21 protein-coding genes and 1 tRNA gene are annotated in these 18,706 nt (G+C 48.9%); 17 read left to right on the top strand and 5 right to left on the bottom strand.

Annotation, left to right across the window (positions count from 1 at the left end):
- Positions 1 to 11 precede the first annotated feature (11 nt).
- Positions 12 to 491 (bottom strand): hypothetical protein, encoded by a 480-nt coding sequence (locus tag AWQ23_RS13345; RefSeq protein ID WP_062436133.1) that lies wholly within the window; start codon positions 489 to 491, stop codon positions 12 to 14.
- Between the two features lie 98 nt (positions 492 to 589).
- The gene (locus AWQ23_RS13340; RefSeq protein ID WP_062436131.1) at positions 590 to 2,224 is read right to left on the bottom strand and encodes a hypothetical protein; all 1,635 of its coding nucleotides are present in this window, start codon (positions 2,222 to 2,224) and stop codon (positions 590 to 592) included.
- A gap of 149 nt (positions 2,225 to 2,373) precedes the next feature.
- On the opposite strand from AWQ23_RS13340, the gene AWQ23_RS13335 reads away from it, so the two are divergent.
- From AWQ23_RS13335 to AWQ23_RS13300, 8 genes are all read left to right on the top strand, one after another.
- The gene (locus tag AWQ23_RS13335; RefSeq protein WP_232308912.1) at positions 2,374 to 2,814 is read left to right on the top strand and encodes a 2Fe-2S iron-sulfur cluster-binding protein; all 441 of its coding nucleotides are present in this window, start codon (positions 2,374 to 2,376) and stop codon (positions 2,812 to 2,814) included.
- Between the two features lie 439 nt (positions 2,815 to 3,253).
- Entirely contained in the window at positions 3,254 to 4,021 is a 768-nt protein-coding gene (locus AWQ23_RS13330; RefSeq protein ID WP_157072235.1) for a hypothetical protein, read from the top strand.
- A 23-nt stretch (positions 4,022 to 4,044) separates the two neighbouring features.
- Positions 4,045 to 4,557, top strand: coding sequence for a 2Fe-2S iron-sulfur cluster-binding protein (locus AWQ23_RS13325; protein ID WP_030007395.1), 513 nt, complete (start codon positions 4,045 to 4,047; stop codon positions 4,555 to 4,557).
- A gap of 65 nt (positions 4,558 to 4,622) precedes the next feature.
- The gene (locus tag AWQ23_RS13320) at positions 4,623 to 5,330 is read left to right on the top strand and encodes a V4R domain-containing protein (protein ID WP_030007396.1); all 708 of its coding nucleotides are present in this window, start codon (positions 4,623 to 4,625) and stop codon (positions 5,328 to 5,330) included.
- A 29-nt stretch (positions 5,331 to 5,359) separates the two neighbouring features.
- Positions 5,360 to 5,842 carry a hypothetical protein gene (locus AWQ23_RS13315; RefSeq protein ID WP_062436127.1) on the top strand — a complete coding sequence of 161 codons (483 nt, stop codon included), beginning with the start codon at positions 5,360 to 5,362 and terminating at the stop codon, positions 5,840 to 5,842.
- A gap of 134 nt (positions 5,843 to 5,976) precedes the next feature.
- Positions 5,977 to 6,447 (top strand): phycocyanin, encoded by a 471-nt coding sequence (locus tag AWQ23_RS13310; protein WP_062436125.1) that lies wholly within the window; start codon positions 5,977 to 5,979, stop codon positions 6,445 to 6,447.
- 2 nt (positions 6,448 to 6,449) lie between these two features.
- Positions 6,450 to 7,127, top strand: coding sequence for a hypothetical protein (locus tag AWQ23_RS13305; RefSeq protein WP_012308265.1), 678 nt, complete (start codon positions 6,450 to 6,452; stop codon positions 7,125 to 7,127).
- 98 nt (positions 7,128 to 7,225) lie between these two features.
- A complete protein-coding gene (locus AWQ23_RS13300) occupies positions 7,226 to 8,029 on the top strand; it encodes an alpha/beta fold hydrolase (RefSeq protein ID WP_030007399.1) in 804 nt (267 codons plus the stop codon).
- Between the two features lie 48 nt (positions 8,030 to 8,077).
- Here AWQ23_RS13300 and AWQ23_RS13295 read toward each other — a convergent pair whose 3' ends face one another.
- Positions 8,078 to 8,656, bottom strand: a complete 579-nt coding sequence (locus AWQ23_RS13295) for a GAF domain-containing protein (RefSeq protein WP_012308263.1) — start codon at positions 8,654 to 8,656, stop codon at positions 8,078 to 8,080.
- Between the two features lie 496 nt (positions 8,657 to 9,152).
- Here AWQ23_RS13295 and AWQ23_RS13290 point away from each other — a divergent pair, with 496 nt between their 5' ends.
- The 3 genes from AWQ23_RS13290 (at position 9,153) to AWQ23_RS13280 (ending at position 12,236) form a co-directional block, all read left to right on the top strand.
- Positions 9,153 to 10,697: a DASH family cryptochrome gene (locus AWQ23_RS13290; RefSeq protein ID WP_062436123.1), complete on the top strand. Its 1,545-nt coding sequence runs from the start codon at positions 9,153 to 9,155 to the stop codon at positions 10,695 to 10,697.
- An 85-nt stretch (positions 10,698 to 10,782) separates the two neighbouring features.
- Positions 10,783 to 10,854 (top strand) — tRNA-Val (locus AWQ23_RS13285).
- A 380-nt stretch (positions 10,855 to 11,234) separates the two neighbouring features.
- Complete coding sequence (locus AWQ23_RS13280; protein WP_012308260.1) at positions 11,235 to 12,236, top strand: phosphoribulokinase; 1,002 nt, start codon at positions 11,235 to 11,237, stop codon at positions 12,234 to 12,236.
- A gap of 86 nt (positions 12,237 to 12,322) precedes the next feature.
- Here AWQ23_RS13280 and bfr (AWQ23_RS13275) read toward each other — a convergent pair whose 3' ends face one another.
- Together bfr (AWQ23_RS13275) and bfr (AWQ23_RS13270) are read right to left on the bottom strand one after the other, a co-directional pair.
- Complete coding sequence (bfr, locus tag AWQ23_RS13275) at positions 12,323 to 12,790, bottom strand: bacterioferritin (RefSeq protein WP_012308259.1); 468 nt, start codon at positions 12,788 to 12,790, stop codon at positions 12,323 to 12,325.
- A gap of 67 nt (positions 12,791 to 12,857) precedes the next feature.
- Positions 12,858 to 13,322, bottom strand: coding sequence for a bacterioferritin (gene bfr, locus AWQ23_RS13270; protein WP_030007402.1), 465 nt, complete (start codon positions 13,320 to 13,322; stop codon positions 12,858 to 12,860).
- Positions 13,323 to 13,547: 225 nt separating this feature from the next.
- Here bfr (AWQ23_RS13270) and AWQ23_RS13265 point away from each other — a divergent pair, with 225 nt between their 5' ends.
- The 6 genes from AWQ23_RS13265 to AWQ23_RS13245 all read left to right on the top strand — a co-directional run bounded on the left by AWQ23_RS13265 (position 13,548) and on the right by AWQ23_RS13245 (position 18,667).
- On the top strand, positions 13,548 to 13,751 hold the full coding sequence (locus AWQ23_RS13265) for a (2Fe-2S)-binding protein (protein ID WP_012308257.1): 204 nt from the start codon (positions 13,548 to 13,550) through the stop codon (positions 13,749 to 13,751).
- Positions 13,752 to 13,928: 177 nt separating this feature from the next.
- A complete protein-coding gene (locus AWQ23_RS13260) occupies positions 13,929 to 14,963 on the top strand; it encodes a multicopper oxidase domain-containing protein (protein ID WP_062436121.1) in 1,035 nt (344 codons plus the stop codon).
- Positions 14,964 to 15,015: 52 nt separating this feature from the next.
- Complete coding sequence (locus AWQ23_RS13255; RefSeq protein WP_062436119.1) at positions 15,016 to 15,840, top strand: hypothetical protein; 825 nt, start codon at positions 15,016 to 15,018, stop codon at positions 15,838 to 15,840.
- Positions 15,841 to 15,915: 75 nt separating this feature from the next.
- Positions 15,916 to 16,575 (top strand): Fe2+-dependent dioxygenase, encoded by a 660-nt coding sequence (locus AWQ23_RS13250; protein ID WP_062436117.1) that lies wholly within the window; start codon positions 15,916 to 15,918, stop codon positions 16,573 to 16,575.
- A gap of 113 nt (positions 16,576 to 16,688) precedes the next feature.
- Positions 16,689 to 16,853: a hypothetical protein gene (locus AWQ23_RS16060; RefSeq protein ID WP_012308252.1), complete on the top strand. Its 165-nt coding sequence runs from the start codon at positions 16,689 to 16,691 to the stop codon at positions 16,851 to 16,853.
- A gap of 233 nt (positions 16,854 to 17,086) precedes the next feature.
- Positions 17,087 to 18,667 carry an iron uptake porin gene (locus AWQ23_RS13245; protein WP_062436115.1) on the top strand — a complete coding sequence of 527 codons (1,581 nt, stop codon included), beginning with the start codon at positions 17,087 to 17,089 and terminating at the stop codon, positions 18,665 to 18,667.
- The last annotated feature ends 39 nt before the right edge of the window (positions 18,668 to 18,706 follow it).

Below are 18,706 nucleotides of genomic sequence, written 5' to 3'. Positions count from 1 at the left end.
TGGTGTTGGTCTTAGAAAGAAAAGATAGAGCTTTGGTTTTGGAAGCTGTTCTGGAAACTGCTGTTGTTGACGCTGTTGCCGAAACCAATCCCCGCGCCTGTTTGGCTTGCACCCACCTGGGCAACACTGGCATTATTGCCGAACCCAAGGATACCGGATTGTTGTTGAGTACTGGATTGACCGAGGTTGTTGTTGACGTTGTTGAAAAAGCCATCAGCCACGGCAGTTTGGGAACCGACAATTGTAGACTGGGCACCGTTGTTACCACCACTAAAGAAGCCGCTCTGATTTTGGAAATTTGATTGGCCCATGGTATTAGAAGTGGAGTTCCCCACACCGACGGCGGCACTAGTTTGATTAGAAATCATTGTGCTGCTAGAAACATTATCGGCTTTAGCGGGTTGAGCGATACTCAGGACACCGAGAGCGAGGAAAGCACCAGCGGTAGCAAGTTTGAGGGATTGGGGACGAGAGAAAGTGAAAGTAGTCATGGGTCAGTTACCTGTTGATTGATTGTTGTGTGTTGCCAGGTGATAGTGACCAGAAATTTTGCTTATGCAGTTTTTTATCTTTCGCCCCAGAAAATTATCTAGAAAAGTTCAGTGGCGATCGCCTTAAGAGGAGATTCCGTTGTGATCGGTTTTTTCTCAGAAGGAACAAGGGTAAAGTCGGGCTCTAGGAGAGCATCGTCCACCCAGCCGGAAAAATAATCCACGGTGGTACTGTCTAGGTCGAGGGCAAAAAGTGTTAAGTCTCCCCGCAGGGCATTGAGATCTTGGATCCCTTCGGGGTTATAGCCCTGCTCACTAATACCCACTGGCCCCAGGCCCACCTGTTGCCCCATCACTTCATCGAAACTCCGCCCAAAGCGATCGCCAGCCCAATGCCATTCTTCGCCGGGCCAGTAGAGACGATCTTCCCAAGGCAACAAATCCGCACCGGGTTCACTGTCCCACTGGAAAGCCCCTTCCGGTACCGTCACCCGAAAACCCGTGGGATAAGCAACTTCAAAACGCCCTTTTTTCGGCTGTTCATGGGCAATGCCAAAGGGGACGGTACTCGCCCACCAGAGCACTTCGGCGGTATCTGTGGTTAGGGTGGTGCTGGGAGTTTCTGCCAACAGACTGCGATAAATAGGTAAACCTGACTCTGGCACTTGTGCTTCTAGGGCAAAGCGCCAACAATTCCACGCGTCCCACTGGTCAATATTGCGCCACTGAATGTTGCAAATGCCGTTCCCCGTCGCCGCCCAGAGCACATCCCCCTCGGCATGGAGTTGGGTGGGAATCGCACCAATCAAGGGACTGTTGTGAATCGTGTGAAACGAGATCGTGCCATCACGCCAATCTTGATCAAATTCATAGGCCACCAGGCCTCGTGCGGGAATGAGGCTTGAACCTTCGGCGGCATATTTTGTCCCTAGCCAGAGAATTGTCTGCTCGTCGTTGGTTGTGGCCTGGAGGTCAGTAATTTGGGTGGCGATCAACTCGTCCGGCTGCTGTAATTCGAGGCTGTCGGTGCTTGGGTCATAGCGAACTAGGCTACTCAATCCGCTAAAGCCTTCCCCTTGCTCTGAGGAAACCGCAAAAAATAACGTGTCTTCGACAGGAATGGCCGCTGTCACCGTGGGAATGCCTAGATCCGCACCAATGCCACTGGCCCGCAACTGTTCGAGGGTATAAAGATCTAAGGCGATCGCCTCGGTTTCCCCTGGGGGAATCAGTTCAAAAATTGCCTTTTCGGGGGGATTCTCAAAATCTAGAAAAGGATTTGGCCGTAAGAGGACACGGTATTGATAGGCTTCTCCCGCCAGCTCGACCGTTTGAAACGCTGGATCTTCCCCCGCTAAAAGCAACTCCTGATCCTGAACGGCATTAGAGGTGTTGTCCGTGGTTGGTGGCAGAATCGCCCAACTCTGGGTTTCCCGACAAAAAACCAATTGATGATGCCGAGTTTGCACCGTCACAGTATCTGAATCAGCTTGAATGTCCCACGCCGTAAAATCGAACTGATCCGCCACCGACAGATCCGCTTGGATCGTTAATCGCTGGGCTGCTCCATCGGTGCTAGGACAATTGGCCGGGGTAGATGGCGCCGTGACGTCCCCTGGCTGTTCCTCCAGACTAATAGACTGTCCATTACAAGCACCGAGGCAAATTAACCCAACCCAAACCCAAGGCGATCGCCCCAACCCATTTTGTCTAGCCCATAAACTTTGTCGCATCACCTTTACTGACTCCCTAAAACTATTGAAATAAATTTCCCTGCCGTTTTCACCTGAGAAAGTTTGCCAGGGGAAAGCTTGTGACTTATTTTGATAAAGATTTCTTGTTTGTTCCCTTACCTAATCCCAATTCTGAGCCGAATTTAACCATGGCGCAAATCCGCATCGACCCCCTGGCGATCCAACTCCAAACCCTCGAAACCGAAACTCTCCTCAAGGCGCTCCTGCGGGCCAAAGTTCACCTCGATGCCATCTGCGGCGGCAAAGGCTATTGCGGTACCTGTGTCGTTCATGTTGTTAGTGGTGCGACCCAACTCAGCCCGGTGACGGCCCAAGAACAAACCATCCTCAACAATCTGAAAAAATCTAGCGACACCTATCGCCTCAGTTGCCAGGCCTATGTGCGTGACGGAGAAACCGTTGTTTGTGACCTACCATCCCGCACCCTCACAAAATTACAACAAATTCTCGATCGTCTAAAAAATCGCTATGCCCCGAAAGATATCCGTCACCCCCGCACCGGAGAACTGCTTGTTAAGCAGGGGGGCATTGTGACTCAGGATATTCTCGAACGCCTGTTAAGTGCCTGAAGTCCTTTTCTAGAAAAAAATATAAATTTTTATTAAGAGACAATTAAGTTTTGTTGATTGATTGTGGGTTCCGCCGGGGGTCTGAGATTTCCATGCTATGTTTGGTTTCCATAACAAAGTCCTAGTCTTATAACTCTCGTTTTTTAAGGGGTTTCTTAGATATCGTCCAAAATCCAGGACTTTCAAAGGGTTCTAGTCCCCTTTGAGAATGTGTAATGAGTTAACTCGATTTTTAGCCATGCTAACCAAACAAATTGCGGACTTGGACGTTTGAATTGCTTGGTTCCAGTGGTGCCCCCCTAAAAAATTAGATTTAGACATCGACAATGTTGTCGCCAATGACAATTTGTTGAGTTTTGTATCGTCGTTTGCTTGTTCCAAGCTACCGCCTATGGTTGGTACATCTACTTTGCACAACCAGATCATTCTCATCGCGGAAATGAATGAGCGCGTGTATAAGCCCATTGCCACGCAGCTCACCCGCGCTGGAGCCGTTGTTTGCGTCTCTGAGACGAGGCAGGCTTTACTCAAAGAATGCGACCGTCGTCATCCCCAGTTACTGTTACTGGGCACGCTCCCCCATACCAACAGTCTCGATTTATTTCGGCAATGTCGAGATTTTTGGCAAGATTTACCCGTGGTACTCCTCGCCCACCAACCCCTAGTCAATGATTACTTTCGTGATTGGGCGCTGAAACAGGGGGTGCGGGCGGTACTCAGCAGCTATGTGCAACATCTCGCCCAGTTACAAGCTACGGTCCAGGATATTTTGTTTCCTCTGTTAGAGCCCGTTGCCGCCACGGCCAAGCGCACCATGCCGCCCACCCCAATCCCAGTGGTCACAAATCCAGCTAAGGGCACGGATATTTCCCGGACCAGGGCCATTATTGCTTTGAATCAAATTAGTGAATTTAGTCAAAAGTATTTTGGGAACCTTGCCATCGGTAATTATTGGCGAAAAGCCCAGCAAACGCTCCAGTCAGAACATCCCCTTTTGGACTTTTGGGTGGTGGATCACTGGGGCAGTTTTGATCCGGAGCAAGGAGCGATCGCCTCTCCCGAACCGCACCTCAGTCAGGCCGAACTACAGAGCCTCAAAGTATGGGTAGCGACCTTTACCCAAGAGTGCGAACGCATTGTTGTAGACTTTGCCCAATTGCTCCGCCAATATGCCCTCAGCGAAGCGGATTGTCGCTTTCTCCTTTAAATTTTTTACCCCCCCAATCCCCCGTGAATAAAATCTCAATCCAACCCCTCGATAAAACCGTTCCCGTCCAGGGCCAAGAGACCTTACTTGATGTGCTGCTTCGGGAAGACATGAGTGTCATGCAGGCCTGTGGTGCCCAAGGGCGCTGTGCCACTTGTCATATTTACGTCAAATCTGGGGGAGAAGCCCTCAGCCCGATGAATGACCAAGAACGACTGACCCTCAGTTTTATTGCCACCGCCCAAGCCAATTCTCGCCTTGCTTGTCAAACGAAGATCTGTGGTGATGGGGCCGTTATCGAAGTACCCAGGGGAATGTACATCGGTTCCATGGGCGAGCTCAAATCCCTGGTTGGCACCCGCGCTAATCAAAATATTATTCACCCTTTGACCGGAGAAATTCTTGTCGAAGAAAACAAATTAATTCTGCGCTCGGCCCTCGAAAAAATGGCCAATATTGATGCGGCTTTAGAAACCAATCTTTTGGATGTGTTCCAACCCTCTTCTGTGTCAAATATTGCCAACTACTTTGATTAGTTTTGGCTTTTCTCGCTTTTTTAAGCTTGTCTTTCTCACTGTTGTGATTGCGATTTATTGATCCTATGGTTTCTTCTGCCCGTTCCCAAACTCTCCCATACCACCGTTCCTGGCAAAAAGCCTGCCACTACAGTCGTCATACCTTCTTTCAGTTTGATCCCACCCAAGGCACCGTAAGCGATCGCCATGGTCAACGGAATCTCCTTACCACGGAAGATTTCATTATCGGGTTGCAAAAGGGCCTTGAGCATGAAGTCGGTGAAGCTTCCGGTTGGTTAATGTACCTGATCGGCCAGGAGTGGGGTGTCGAAGATGCGGCTCAATTTAAAGTTTGGTTCCAGGATGAGTTCGGCCTGTATTTTAAAGATGCGGCGCTCCGGTTTGCCCTCGAAACCTGGTGGTGGCCCCTGACGGCCCAGGGGTGGGGGAAATGGCAGGTAGATTTGTCTTCAATTAAGGAAGGCTTTTTATTCATTGATCTATTTGACTCGGCGGTGGCGAAAACCCTCGGTGATGTCGGTAAGCCCGTGTGCTTCCTCTATGCAGGGCTATTTGCGGGGTTCTTTTCGAGCTTTTTTGACCGGGCCTTGAGTAGCACTGAAATTCAGTGTTATTCCATGGGGAATGATTTTTGTCGGTTCCTAATCGGTTCGGAAAAACGGGTGAAGGCGGCGGAATTTTGGCTGACATCTGGGGCAACGGCGGCGGATATTGAAGCTCGCTTTCAGGCGCTCAAAACGGAAGCGGCACTTGATGCGGTTGGGCGCGAATAAAGCAAAGGCACACTTCGAGGACAAATCACATGGCACAAGATGATTCCCTACTCCGGCGCTGGTTTCCGACTTTTGTGGGACTTTTTGAAAGACTCAAGCCTCCTACGGCAGGGGCTGCCCCTACCCGTGGGGCAGCCCCTGCCCCGACCCTCGTCCGGCGATCGCCTCGACCGGATGGCCCTTTTTTTCTCAAGGGTTTTGAGGAAGCAGCTTTTCTCTCCCGGGATGATCTGCTGTTAGCCCTACAGTGGAGTGCGCCGCCTTCCGAATTGGATCAATACGCTGCCACCCTCCAAGGGACTTCGCCGAGGCGATCGCCCGTTGTTGAAACCGAGGAATCTGATACCGACTTTTTCATTCGGGGCCTACAGAATATCGAAACCGTCGATGGCCTCAAAAATTTAGACCTTGTCGCCCTCCTTACCTGGGAAGAGCAAGGTCAAACTCTTCGAGAAGTTGACCCCGATGACTACGACCTACTCGACGATTTATTAGATGTCGCCGATATTTAGGGCGTTAGGTGGCTAAAACTCCTTGCAAAAACGGAATTATTAAAAAATAAAACAATTTACCGTCCCTTTTCGAGAAAAACCTAGAATTTTTCCAGCGTAAATTTTGCCTACTTTTTTCATCAGGATAAATTTTTATGATCACCCTCTTAGAAACCCTCCTTGAACGTTCCGACGGGGCTTATATCGAACCCCAAGATCTTGATCAAGTCGATCAGACTCTCCAATCCTGGGGCGATCGCCGGATCACCTATCAATTGATCCAAGAAAAAGAAGAAAAAATCGTCGACGAGACCCTCCGGCGCTTCCAAACCGAAAACGAAGTGTTGTTGCGCTCAGCCCCGGAGACGGTTCTCAAAAAATGCAAAGGTGACCTCATCTCAGTCCTCCGCAACTGCGCCACAGCGATGCTCCTCCAGGATGAAGAACTCCTCAAAGATCGCTTCCTGTACTGGATGCAAAATATTATGCGAGCCCTGAAAAATCAAAAATACAACAACGAAGTTTACCGCATTATCCAAGAGGTCATCCAAGAAGAACTCCCCACCCCATACGCCCAACTGATGCTGCCCTATCTCCAAGTCACCCACCAATACCTGAGCGAATAACCATGACTTTGTCCCCTGTCCCTGGGAATTACTTTACCCCCCGCACCTATATCCAATGCCAACCGGAAACGGGCCTTTTAAAAACACGCCACGGGAATCGCCTTTTGGCCGTCCCAGAGGTGTTGCTCCGGAGCATCCATAAAGCCCTACGGGAAGAAACAGGTGAAGCAACCCCTTTCGCCCTCTATACCTTTGGTTTTTGGTGGGGGGGTGCCTTTTACGACCGCTTGAAAACAGAAATTGAAGCATACTACCAACGCACGATCCCCCAGATGAATGCCCTAGAATTTTTGGTGATGATGCGGCAAATTTGGGAAACCCACGGTTTTGGGCATTTAAATTTAGATTTTACCCACCGTGATTTGGGCCTAATCAAGGTACAGGTAGAGGCCTCAATGATGCAGTTGGGTACGGAAATTGGCCTGAAACCAGAACAAACACCGTCCTATCATTTAGAAGCGGGTTTTATTGCAGCTTGGTTTTCCCGTTGGGCTGGGAAAGGCATTCGGGCCTGTGCAGTGGATTTACCAAAGGATGCGGCAACGTTAATGGCGAATCCGCCACAATTTGCCAACTTCTTGGTGGGCTTAGGGCCAAAAATTGAACAGACGGAAATGTGGGTCAAACAAGGTCTTTCTAGCGCCGAGATTATCGAAAAATTTGCAGTGACCGATGCCTAAATTGACTTAGGTTTTGCTAAACCCTGGGCGCTGCGGCCTAGAGCGTTTCTTGGCATGATGGAAGCAAGTTCAACAAGTGTTTTGCTGACATAATCGATATGACAACTGATGTTCTGACCAAACATAATGTTCAAATCCTCGGCAATGCCAGTTCAGACAAAGTACTCCTCTTTGCCCATGGCTTTGGCAGTGATCAAACCAGTTGGCGTTTAGTGGCCCCGGCCTTTGCGGCGGACTATCGTTTGGTGCTTTTTGATTTGCCGGGTTGTGGGCGATCGCAGGCAGACGAAAACGAGACACTACATCACACACGCCTCGAAAGTTACGCCCAGGACATTCTCGACATTTGTGAGGCCCTCGACCTGGAGGAAGTGCAACTGGTTGCCCATTCAGTCAGTAGTATGACCGCCACCCTGGTGGCTCTCAAGCACCCCAATCTCATTACCCGTTTAGTGTTCATCAGTGCCTCACCCCGGTATATCCATGACCAAGATTATGTGGGGAGTTTTGATCAGGCCACAGCCGATGAAATCTTGGCGGAAATGTCCCAGAACTATTTCCAATGGGTGCGTAAATATGCGCCATCGATCATGAACACCCCCAAGCAACCATTACTCTCGGCGGAATTTTCAAAAACCCTCCTCCGTCTACGGCCTGATTATGCTTTTTTGACCTTTTCGCTGATCCTCAAATCCGATTATCGTCGCGAGGTGAGCCAACTGAAGCTCCCAACGTTAATTTTGCAAGCCGAGAATGATCCTTTTGTGGCTAAAGCTGTGAGCGAATATCTCCACCAAGCCATTCGCGGGAGTCAACTCCACTGGATTGATGCCAAGGGGCATTTTCCCCAATTGAGTAATCCCCAGGCGGTGATCGCTGCCCTCAAAGATTTTCTCCATTGAACTCACAGCAAAAGGCGATCGCCATCCCATGGAAAATTTGCCACAACGTTAAACAACAGAAAGACTACAGTGGGGGCCTTGATGAGCCGCTTCCTTCGGAGAGACCAATGTTTGGGAGTCAGGATACTGGGCCAAAAACGCGGTGCGCCAATGGATATGTCGTTCCACTTGTTTTGCCAAACCCAGTAAATGGTGGCGCTGTCTGTCAGAAAGGGTTTGGGGGCGATCATCGATCGCACAAAGGGTACCCAAACAATAACCATCGGCTGTATACAGAGGAACACCCACATAGAAACGAATCTTGGGCGCTTGAACCACGAGGGGATTGTCCCAAAAACGCTTATCCTGGCTGGCGTCAGGAATTTCAAAAAGCTCAGTATCCTCGATCGCGTGGGCACAAAAAGAAATAACCCTGGAGGTTTCTTCGAGGGTGAAGCCATAGCGTGACTTAAACCACTGGCGATCGCGATCCACCAAAGAGATTGCCGCAATTTTTGTGCCGCAGAGCCGCGCCACCAACCGCGTGATGAGATCAAAGGCTGCTTCCTGGGGGGTATCCAGTAGATAGGTACGGTGTAGTGCCGCAAGACGATGTTCTTCGTTAGTCAGGATTGGAGGAGCAATCATAGAATCCACGGACAATCATTAAAAAATGATGGGGGTATATTGTGGTGTGGCTTAACCAAAAATTAACTTTATCGGAGTGTTTACCCCAATAATGATGAGCAAAAGAATGACATCAGCTACTCAAATTAAATCTTAGCAATAAATAGTACAAGTCATACATATTTCTGACAGTTTTTTGTGTTTAATCTTAACTTCTAAAAAAGGCATAAATCGCCCAAAATCTCTTGGTAGACTAGCTTGGAAGAATTTTATGACGATTAGTAAGATACGCTAAAATGCCGAAAAATCACCTTGGGGACTAGCATTTGAATTGCCTCTTATCGATTTGTTTTTGGGATATTTCAAGTGATTTTCAGCAAAAACTATGACAGTTTTATTTTGAGTTGAGAGGACAATTTTTAAAACTCATAAAAATCATGCGTCCCGGAATCAATTGAATCTCCATGGCAATTAACGTTACCTTATGAGCCTCTACTTTATCGTTCGCTAGATCACAATGTCTTCTGTCAATATTCTCCTGTGGTATCGCCGTGATCTCCGGCTCCATGACCACCAGCCACTCCAGGAAGCCCTAGCACAACAGGCCCAGATTTTTCCCTTCTACTGTTTTGACCCCCGGGAGTTTGGCTCAATTGGGCTAGATTTCCCAAAAACAGGTGCCTTTCGGGGTCAGTTTCTCCGGGAAGCCATCCAGGATCTCCGGCAAAATCTCCGCGCCAAGGGCAGCGATTTGATCGTGCGCCAGAATATTCCGGAAAGGTTAATCCCTGATTTATGTCAGCAATGGCAGATTGGTGTTGTGTATTGGCACAGGGAGGTAACGGCAGAGGAAACCCGCGTTGAACGAAAACTGCGCCAAGCTCTCCAAGAACAGGGTGTTCGAGTAGAAACGTTTTGGGGAACGACCCTCCACGATCCAGGGGATTTGCCCTTTGGCATTAATGAAGTGCCGGAGGTTTTTACGCAATTTCGTAAGAATGTGGAAAAGTATGCGGCGATCGCCTCCCCAGTACCCACACCAACCCAATTGCACCCCCTCCCCGAAACTGTTGCTCCAGGTGAGATTCCCAGCCTCCAGGATTTGGGTTTGCCGGAACCAACCATTGATTCCCGTGGTGTACTCCCGTTCAAAGGCGGTGAAACGGCTGGTATGCAACGACTCCAGGCTTATTTTTGGGCAGGCGATCGCCTCAAGGTTTACAAAGAAACCCGCAATGGTTTGTTAGGAGCCGATTACTCCTCAAAATTCTCACCCTGGCTCGCCCTGGGCTGTCTCTCGGCCCGTTACATTGCCGCCCAAGTCGCCGAATACGAACAAAAACGGATCGCTAACAACTCCACCTACTGGCTGATTTTTGAGCTGCTCTGGCGGGATTATTTCCGCTGGATCTGTGCCAAACACGGCAACCAAATTTTCCAACCCGAAGGTTTACAGGGGGTAAAAATTCCTTGGAAACAAGACCACGAAGCCTTTGAACTGTGGCGGACGGGCCAAACGGGGATTCCCTTCGTCGATGCCAATATGCGCGAACTCCTGTATACGGGCTTTATGTCCAACCGGGGCCGGCAAAATGTTGGTAGCTTTCTGACGAAAAATCTGGGGATTGACTGGCGCTGGGGAGCCGCTTGGTTTGAGTCGCAACTCATTGACTACGATGTGTGCAGCAACTGGGGCAATTGGAACTACACCGCTGGCGTGGGGAATGATGCGCGGGGTTTTCGCTACTTCAACATTCCCAAACAGGCCAAGGATTACGATCCCCAGGGGGACTATGTGCGCCACTGGCTTCCGGAGTTGGCGGCCCTCCCCGGTGAACAGATCCATCAACCCTGGCGTTTACCTGTGCAAGCGTTAGGCGATCGCCAAATTATTTTGGGGGAAACCTACCCGAAACCGATGGTTGATCTGCAAACCTCTGTCCAAGAAAACGAACGCATTTACCAAAAAGCCCTGGGTCTGGCCCCTAAGTCCCAATCCCGAAAGCCCCGTAAAAATTTCAAACGTAATCAAGACACTCCCAAGGCCCGTTGGCGGCGTTAGTCAACCTAAACGGGGCCGTTCAAAAAAACTTTTGCCTCTCCCCTTGCGTTTTTAAAAATCCCCTGTTATAGTTGTTAAGGTTTAAGGGCGTTTAGCTCAGCGGTAGAGCGCCTGCCTTACAAGCAGGATGCCACTGGTTCAAATCCAGTAACGCCCATCCTTAAGAAGAATATGCCAAGGTCACCTTCTGGGGTGGCTTTTTATTTTTCCGTGACCCATTAGGCGCAAACGGGGCCTTAACAGGGATTTAAGAAAATTTGTGTTTCCCCATGAACGGCAAACAAACTCCATATTTGTTCGCTTCTGGGGGAGCACCATGGTTAAATGTTAGTGCCGTTGTATAATAAGCGGCGAAATTAATAAAAGCAATTATTTTCGTACCGAGTTTATCTGGGCGATCGCCTTCGGGGTGACAGTGTGGCAAAGCTAAGGTTATTTACACGCCTGAGCCTCGCGAATAAACCGATTCGTCACGAATTCCCGCCATAGATAACGGATGAGTTTAAAACATAAAATTTGCAGATCCAGAGGAAATTTATGACCAGTCAGACAGACCGTGTAGTTATTATTGGTGTTGCCGGGGACTCCGGCTGCGGAAAATCTACCTTTTTACGCCGACTTACCGATCTGTTCGGCGAAGAGTTCATGACGGTAATCTGCCTTGATGACTACCATAGCCTTGACCGCAAAGGCCGCAAAGAAGCTGGGGTAACTGCCCTCAATCCCAAGGCCAACAATTTTGATCTCATGGCAGAGCAAATCCGTGATCTAAAGAACGGAAAAGCCATTGATAAGCCCATCTACAACCACGAAACCGGGGAAATTGACCCGCCCGAACGCATTGAACCCAACAAAGTTGTTGTGATCGAAGGTCTACATCCCCTCTACGATGCCCGGGTGCGGGAATTAGTCGATTTCGGCGTGTACCTCGACATCAGCGATGAAGTCAAAATCCAGTGGAAGATTCAACGGGACATGGCAGAACGGGGCCACACCTACGAGGATGTTCTCGCTTCAATTAATGCCCGGAAACCGGATTTCAGCGCCTATATCGAACCCCAACGGGAATTCGCCGATGTGGTGATCCAGGTGCTCCCCACTGAACTTGTCGATGACAAAGAAGGTAAATATCTCCGGGTACGCCTCGTCCAAAAAGAAGGAGTTGCGGGCTTCGAACCAGCCTATCTCTTTGATGAAGGCTCTACCATCAACTGGCGTCCCTGTGGCCGGAAGCTCACCTGTAACTATCCCGGCATCAAGATGTACTATGGCCCCGATAACTACTTCGGCAATGAGGTTTCTGTCCTGGAAGTAGACGGGAAATTCGATAATCTCGAAGAAATGATTTACATCGAAAGCCACCTCAGCAAAACGGGCACTAAGTATTATGGTGAAATGACTGAGCTGCTTCTGAAGCACAAGGACTACCCCGGTTCCGATAACGGTACAGGTCTGTTCCAAGTGCTCGTGGGCCTCAAGATGCGCCAAACCTATGAATATCTCACCACTGGGAAAGGGGCGATCGCCGCAAGCGTATAAGAAAAATCAACACCAATAAGTAGTTGTAGGGGCCTGCCATGGCAAGCCCCTACATTTTTTTTATGGCAATGACGATATATGGCGCTTTACATCTGGGATTGCAGATAATTTTGCAGGCCAATTTTCTCGATCAGTCCCAACTGTTGCTCTAACCAGTGGGCGTGGTCTTCTTCGGTGTCAGCCAGCATTTGCCGGAGGATATCGCGGGTTTGGTAGTCTTGTTCTGTCTCACAAATGGCGATCGCCCCCTTAAGATCCCCAATGACTTTGTACTCATAATCGAGGTCGTTTTGGAGCATCTCAGGCACAGTCTTACCAATGTTCAACCCATCCTGTTGGGACAGATCAGGAGTGCTTTCGAGGAACAAAATCCGCTCAATCAATCGAGATGCGTGGCCCGTCTCGTCCTGCATCTCGTGGTTAATGCGTTCATAGAGCTTCGTCAGGCCCCAGTCTAGGTACATCCGGGAATGGGTAAAATACTGATCCCGGGCTGCTAGCTCATTGCGCAGCAGCTTGTGGAGTTGTTCTAAAACGTTTTGATTACCTTTCATCGGAATTGTCTCAATACTCTAAGTGAATAAAAACATGGCCATAGCGTGGCCCATACCCTTGCCCTATCTACATCATCGACTGTAAATAGTTTTCTAAGCCAGAATTTTCGATCAGCCACTGCTGGGACTCGAACCAGTCGATCTGTTCTTCGGTTTCTTCAAGAATTTCGCCCAAAAGATCACGACTGACATAATCTTGTTCTGTCTCACACAATTGGATCGCCGCTAGTAACTCATTGCGGATCGTTGTGGCGGTCGCTAGCTCATTGGCCAACATTTCTGGCACATCTTCACCAATCATCAATTTGCCAAGGCTCTGGAGGTTGGGCAAGGCCTCTAGGAACAAAATCCGTTCAATGAGACTGTCGGCCTGCTTCATGGCCTTGATGGAGTACTTATATTCTTGATCATTCAATGTCCCCAAGCCCCAATTCTTGGCCATTCTCGCGTGGAGAAAGAACTGGTTAATTGCAGTCAACTGGGATTTTAAGACTGCATTAAGTTGGGTGTTAATGCCGGATTTTCCTTGCATTTCGCCTTATTTCACTCCAAATCGGCCACCTTTAATCTAAAAGGTGTCATAAATACTTCGGTATGTCTAGCTTAGGGCAGTTCCCAACATTGGGGGGCTTTACTCACAAAATTTTATTTTCTGATCAACTTTAGGAGAAAGAATGAGAATCTATTGCAATAATTTTCAGAATAGGGCATAGTAGGGGGTGACAGTTAAATCAAGCATTTTCCCTTTGAGGTCACCATGTACGTTTGCCTTTGCCGTGGCATTACCGAAAAGCAAATCCGCCAAGCTGCGGAACAACAAAGCTGCTCTATGAAAGAGCTTTCGAGTGTGATGGGCGTCGGAATGGATTGTGGCACTTGCCTAGAATATGCCGCCCAGCTATTGCAGGATCACCATGAGCAAGGCTGTGTGAAGCAACCCTGTACTTCGAGCATTGCCTAAGATAGACAAAATTTTATTTGCAAGTCTTTCTGTTTAGATCCTTTTGTTTTAGAGAAGGTTTTGGATTTATTAAGGTATTGGATCATTAAAAAAGCCCAGTTCAGGATTAATGACGTTTCAAGTTAGGGTAGTCAACCGCTGATAACGGGCGGCGAATTGGTCAGTAGAAATTAGTTTATGGATAATTTAAGGCGTGGTGGGGTTTTCTCTCGCTGGAGTCGGCGGCAAATTTTACAGACAGGATTAGTCGGTTTGGGAACAGGGGCGATCGCCACCTATGCCTGGCGTAAAAAAAACTCTCTTGCCCAAGCTGAAGTCAAAATTCCTCCGGTGACCTTCGACCAAGACAGCATTACCCGCAATGGCTTTGACCCGATGCAAATTTTGCGAGATTTTGACTACGGGGAAGTGAGCGAAGAAAAGGGGCAACGGGTGCGAGAATTTCACCTAGAAGCCAACAGCAGCACTATTTACCTCAATGCCGCCCTTGAATATGTGAGTTGGAATATTAATCAACGGGTGCCGGGGCCAACCCTACGGGCAACGGCGGGCGATCGCGTCCGGATTATTTTTCATAATGCCGATGGACACTCCCACACCCTCCACTTTCATGGGACTCACCCCGACACGATGGATGGGGTCAAACCAGTGCGCCATGGTCAAACTACCATCTATGAATTTGACGCAACACCCTACGGTGTCCACCTTTACCACTGCCACATTGCCCCGGTGACGCGCCACATCGGTAAAGGCTTATTTGGACTCTTTATTATTGATCCCCCCGAACCAAGACCGCCCGCTGACGAAATGGTTTTGGTGCTAGGGGGCTACGACATTAATGATGATGAAAAAAACGAATTGTATGCTTTCAACGGCATTCCCAACGTGTTCCGCGATCGCCCCATCCCCATCATGCAAAATCAACTGGTGCGACTTTATGTCTTGAATATGATCGAGTTTGATCCGGCGATTACCTTTCATATCCACGCCAACTTTTTTCAGCTTTATCGCACTGGCATGGCCATGACGCCCCACGAAGCAAGCGATGTGGTCACCATGGGCACCGCCGAACGCCACATCCTAGAGTTTGCCTACCCTTTCCTTGGTAAATATATGTTCCATCCCCACCAAGATTACATCGCTGAACATGGTTGCATGGGCTTTTTTGAAGTGATCCCAGCCGGAGCCCAAATCTCTATTGACAAAGATTAGTAAAACCTTTAGCGTATTCCAATATTTAATTTGAAAATTATTCTTAATTAGTATGAAGCCTGTAAAGCCCGTTGAATTGTTCCTAACCTTGGGTTTAGCTGTTAGCCTTGGAGCCTGTGGCACCTCCGTCCCAGACAATGGTGGGGAAGGGGGAGAAAATGCTGCCACGACAGAAACTGTAGAACAGAATAGTGCTGACCACGGGGGCGAAGGCGGAGAAGGTGGTGAAGGGGGCGAAGGTGCGAGTTCCAGCAATCCCGATGAAGACTATGCCACGACCCTCTCGTTAATGTTGGGTCATTTGATGGTGGCAGAGGAACTGATTGCGGCTGGGGAATATGAACAGGCAGAACCGCATATTGGCCACCCTGTGGAAGAGTTGTATGGTGCCATTGAGGGTCAATTGGGCGATCGCGGCGTGGCCGATTTTAAAGATGTCCTCAATAGTGCCCATGATTTGATTAAGACAGCACCGGAATCCCCCGAATTACAAACCCAACTCGACGCTTCCATTGAGACCATTGATACAGCCCTTGCGGCTCTGAGCGAAGCAGAATTGCAGTCCCCTGAATTTGTCCTTGGGGTCATGAATAATCTCCTCCAGGTGGCCGGGGAAGAATACGCGGCGGCGATCGCCAATAATCAGATCGTCGAAGCGGTGGAATACCAAGATTCCCGTGGTTTTGTTTTCCATAGCGAGATGCTTTATGTACAAGTTGCGGATCAACTTAGCCCGGAGACCAGAGAGGCGATCGCCACAGCCTTAGCCGATCTCAAAACTGCTTGGCCTACGGTGGAACCGCCCCAAACCCCCGTGAAAACGCCCCAGGAAGTCTTGAGTCGCATTGTTGAGATTGAAGCCGCCAGCAACAGCTAATCCCCAGCTTCTGTGAATATCATTACAGTGGCCCCGGTTTTTCTGGGGCTTTTTTAAGATTTTTTGGTAAGGCAAATGTTCTTTAAAATTCCCCAGGTGTTGACACCAGAGGCCCTCGAAAAAATAACCACAACCTTGACCGAAGCCGAATTTGTCGATGGCAAACTTACGGCAGGTTGGTATGCCAAACTGGTCAAAGAAAATCAACAATTGGCCAAGGCAACCCCCACGGCCCAAGCTCTAGAAGAGCAAGTGCGCCAAGCCCTCCAGAACAATGCTCTCTTTCAAACGGCGATCCGTCCCAAAACTGTCCACACCCTGCTGTTTAGCCGTTACGGCCCCGGCATGGCCTATGGTCGCCACACTGACAATGCCCTGATGAATGGGATGCGCTCGGACGTTTCATTTACCCTGTTTCTCAATGAACCTAGTGACTATGAAGGGGGCGAACTTGTCATTGAAGGGGCAGATTCTGAACAAAGCTATAAACTGCCTGCTGGAACGGCGATCGCCTATCCTTCTACCTCGTTGCATCGGGTGAATGTAGTGACAAAAGGAACGCGCTTGGTGGCGGTGGGTTGGGTACAAAGTTGGATCCGCGATGCCCAAAAACGAGAAATTGTGTTTGATCTCGATGTCAGTCGCCGTAGCCTGTTTGCCCAGAGCGGTAAAACCACAGAATTTGATCTCCTGTCGAAAAGCGTGGCGAATCTCCTACGGCTCTGGAGTGAGTAAACAAACTCACCCAAGATTTTATTGAAAATAAGTATCAATACTATTGACGAACTTTCTAAGTATCGATACACTTTATCTAGTTTAAATAAGAATTATTTTCATTAAAATGTCCCATGAAAATTGTCCACTCCTGCGGTACAACCGACATTACCCAGCAGCTCCGCCAAGATAGCCATGCCCCAGAGCAATCCCAAGGTAGACAACCCCACACGGCTCCTGATCTTGCCCAATATTATTTAGCGACCCTCAGTTTAGACCATGCTTTAGCGGAGTCCTGAGGTTAGACCAGATATTTCGTTAAAACCACTTTATTTTCTCGGTATAAAAAAATGATTGATTTCTTTTATTTTATGTTTGCGGCTTGCCTCGGTTTTTCGCCAGTTGATGCGGAATCACCACGCTAGCATTCCTGCCAACGGGACTATACAAAAGGTGATCGCCCTTGCAGACTTTTATAAAAACGATTATCATTCCTGTCTCTAGAAATTTTGCGTGTGTGGAGAATTTAAAAATGTCCCTAGCCAAAGGTTTTGTTATCTTCAGCGCCAGTGCCTTGGTGGGCAGCAGTCTCGGTACAGCGGCGATCGCCTCTCCGATAACGAATCAAGACCGTGCCCTCGGCCAAGTGAATAGCGTTTTTCAACTGCGGGATGTGGCCCCCAGTGACTGGGCCTTTGATGCCCTACGTAATCTCGTTGAAAACTACAATTGCATCGTCGGTTATCCCGATGGCACCTATCGCGGCGATCGCCCCCTCAGCCGTTATGAATTCGCGGCTGGTTTAAATGCTTGTTTACAGCAGATCGAGCGGATGATTCAAGGTGGTACTTCTGAAGTGACCGCAGAAGACCTCGCTGCGCTTCGTCGTTTGGTTAATGAATTTGAAGCAGAATTGGCGACCCTCGGTGCCCGCGTTGAGGATCTCGAAGGGCGAGTGGAGTTCCTCGAAGATCATCAGTTCTCTACCACCACCAAGCTTGACGGGGAAGTTATCTTTGCCCTGGCTGGTGCTTTTGGTGACGAGAAAGCCGATGACTCTGGCGATCGCATTGATGACCAGCTCACCTTCAGTAACCGCGTTAATCTAACTCTTAGCACTAGTTTCACTGGTGATGACAACCTAGAAATCAACTTAGCCGCTGGAAATATTCCTGAATTGGCTGGTGCTACTGGTGTTGATACTGCTGCCTTGGGGTTTGAGGAAGCGAATGACAATAATGTTGTTATTGACACCGTCATCTATGAGTTCCCCGTCGGTAGTAGAGCAACAGCAATTGTCGGGCCATTAGGTCTCGGTATTGATGATGCTTTACCAGTATTTAATCCTTATTTTGAAGGCGAGGCCGACGGTGCTCTCTCCGGTTTTGCCCGTCTTAACCCCGCCACCAAGAGTGGCCCTGATGGGGCTGGTATTGCGATTAACTACGATCTAAGCGACTCTTTTAGTCTTGGTTTGGGGTATTTGGCTGATGATGGCATTGCTAGTAGCTCTACCGAAAAAGAAGGATTGTTTAATGGCAACTATGTCGCTGGTGCCCAACTGGCCTTCTCTCCTTCCGAGCGCTTTGACCTTGCGTTTTCTTATACCAATAAGTATCAAAGTAGTGGTGACGCTGACCTATCTGGTAGCACTGGTAGCGACTGGGCAAGGGAACCCTGGGGCAATGCGTATGCTGTCTCCTCTAACAACTTCGGCATTGAAGCAAGCTGGATGGTTAGTGAAAAATTCAACATTGCCGGTTGGGTGGGCTACACCGATGCCCAAATCGAAGATCCCAACAATGAAGGTAGTGCAGAAATCTGGAACTGGGCTGTCAATGCTGCTCTGCTTGATGTCGGTGGCGATGGCAACGTTCTCGGATTCGTCTTTGGTCAACCGCCGAAGCTTACCAGTGCAGACCTGAACGGTATAGATGAATGTGCCGGTAGTACCTGCGATGATACGACTTACCTCGCTGAATTGCAGTACCGCTACAATCTGAACGACAACATCATGATTACTCCCGGTGCCTATGTCATCTGGAACCCCAATCAAAATGACGCGAATGAAACTATTGTCGTCGGTGCTATTCGTACTACATTCACTTTTTAGCGAAGGTTAGTTCTGAAACTTTTCCTCACCCTTGATGTA

The organism is Picosynechococcus sp. PCC 73109, from assembly GCF_001521855.1.
In the GTDB taxonomy this organism is placed as follows: domain Bacteria; phylum Cyanobacteriota; class Cyanobacteriia; order Cyanobacteriales; family MRBY01; genus MRBY01.
Note: the sequence above shows the minus strand (reverse complement) of the source record. Positions and strands in the feature narration are given on the sequence as shown.

Coding starts and splice junctions, on each gene's coding strand:
- AWQ23_RS13345 (WP_062436133.1), bottom strand. CDS start 491: ATGACTACTTTCACTTTCTCTCGTCCCCAATCCCTCAAACTTGCTACC.
- AWQ23_RS13340 (WP_062436131.1), bottom strand. CDS start 2,224: ATGCGACAAAGTTTATGGGCTAGACAAAATGGGTTGGGGCGATCGCCT.
- AWQ23_RS13335 (WP_232308912.1), top strand. CDS start 2,374: ATGGCGCAAATCCGCATCGACCCCCTGGCGATCCAACTCCAAACCCTC.
- AWQ23_RS13330 (WP_157072235.1), top strand. CDS start 3,254: ATGAATGAGCGCGTGTATAAGCCCATTGCCACGCAGCTCACCCGCGCT.
- AWQ23_RS13320 (WP_030007396.1), top strand. CDS start 4,623: ATGGTTTCTTCTGCCCGTTCCCAAACTCTCCCATACCACCGTTCCTGG.
- AWQ23_RS13315 (WP_062436127.1), top strand. CDS start 5,360: ATGGCACAAGATGATTCCCTACTCCGGCGCTGGTTTCCGACTTTTGTG.
- AWQ23_RS13310 (WP_062436125.1), top strand. CDS start 5,977: ATGATCACCCTCTTAGAAACCCTCCTTGAACGTTCCGACGGGGCTTAT.
- AWQ23_RS13305 (WP_012308265.1), top strand. CDS start 6,450: ATGACTTTGTCCCCTGTCCCTGGGAATTACTTTACCCCCCGCACCTAT.
- AWQ23_RS13300 (WP_030007399.1), top strand. CDS start 7,226: ATGACAACTGATGTTCTGACCAAACATAATGTTCAAATCCTCGGCAAT.
- AWQ23_RS13295 (WP_012308263.1), bottom strand. CDS start 8,656: ATGATTGCTCCTCCAATCCTGACTAACGAAGAACATCGTCTTGCGGCA.
- AWQ23_RS13290 (WP_062436123.1), top strand. CDS start 9,153: ATGTCTTCTGTCAATATTCTCCTGTGGTATCGCCGTGATCTCCGGCTC.
- AWQ23_RS13280 (WP_012308260.1), top strand. CDS start 11,235: ATGACCAGTCAGACAGACCGTGTAGTTATTATTGGTGTTGCCGGGGAC.
- bfr (WP_012308259.1), bottom strand. CDS start 12,790: ATGAAAGGTAATCAAAACGTTTTAGAACAACTCCACAAGCTGCTGCGC.
- bfr (WP_030007402.1), bottom strand. CDS start 13,322: ATGCAAGGAAAATCCGGCATTAACACCCAACTTAATGCAGTCTTAAAA.
- AWQ23_RS13265 (WP_012308257.1), top strand. CDS start 13,548: ATGTACGTTTGCCTTTGCCGTGGCATTACCGAAAAGCAAATCCGCCAA.
- AWQ23_RS13260 (WP_062436121.1), top strand. CDS start 13,929: ATGGATAATTTAAGGCGTGGTGGGGTTTTCTCTCGCTGGAGTCGGCGG.
- AWQ23_RS13255 (WP_062436119.1), top strand. CDS start 15,016: ATGAAGCCTGTAAAGCCCGTTGAATTGTTCCTAACCTTGGGTTTAGCT.
- AWQ23_RS13250 (WP_062436117.1), top strand. CDS start 15,916: ATGTTCTTTAAAATTCCCCAGGTGTTGACACCAGAGGCCCTCGAAAAA.
- AWQ23_RS16060 (WP_012308252.1), top strand. CDS start 16,689: ATGAAAATTGTCCACTCCTGCGGTACAACCGACATTACCCAGCAGCTC.
- AWQ23_RS13245 (WP_062436115.1), top strand. CDS start 17,087: ATGTCCCTAGCCAAAGGTTTTGTTATCTTCAGCGCCAGTGCCTTGGTG.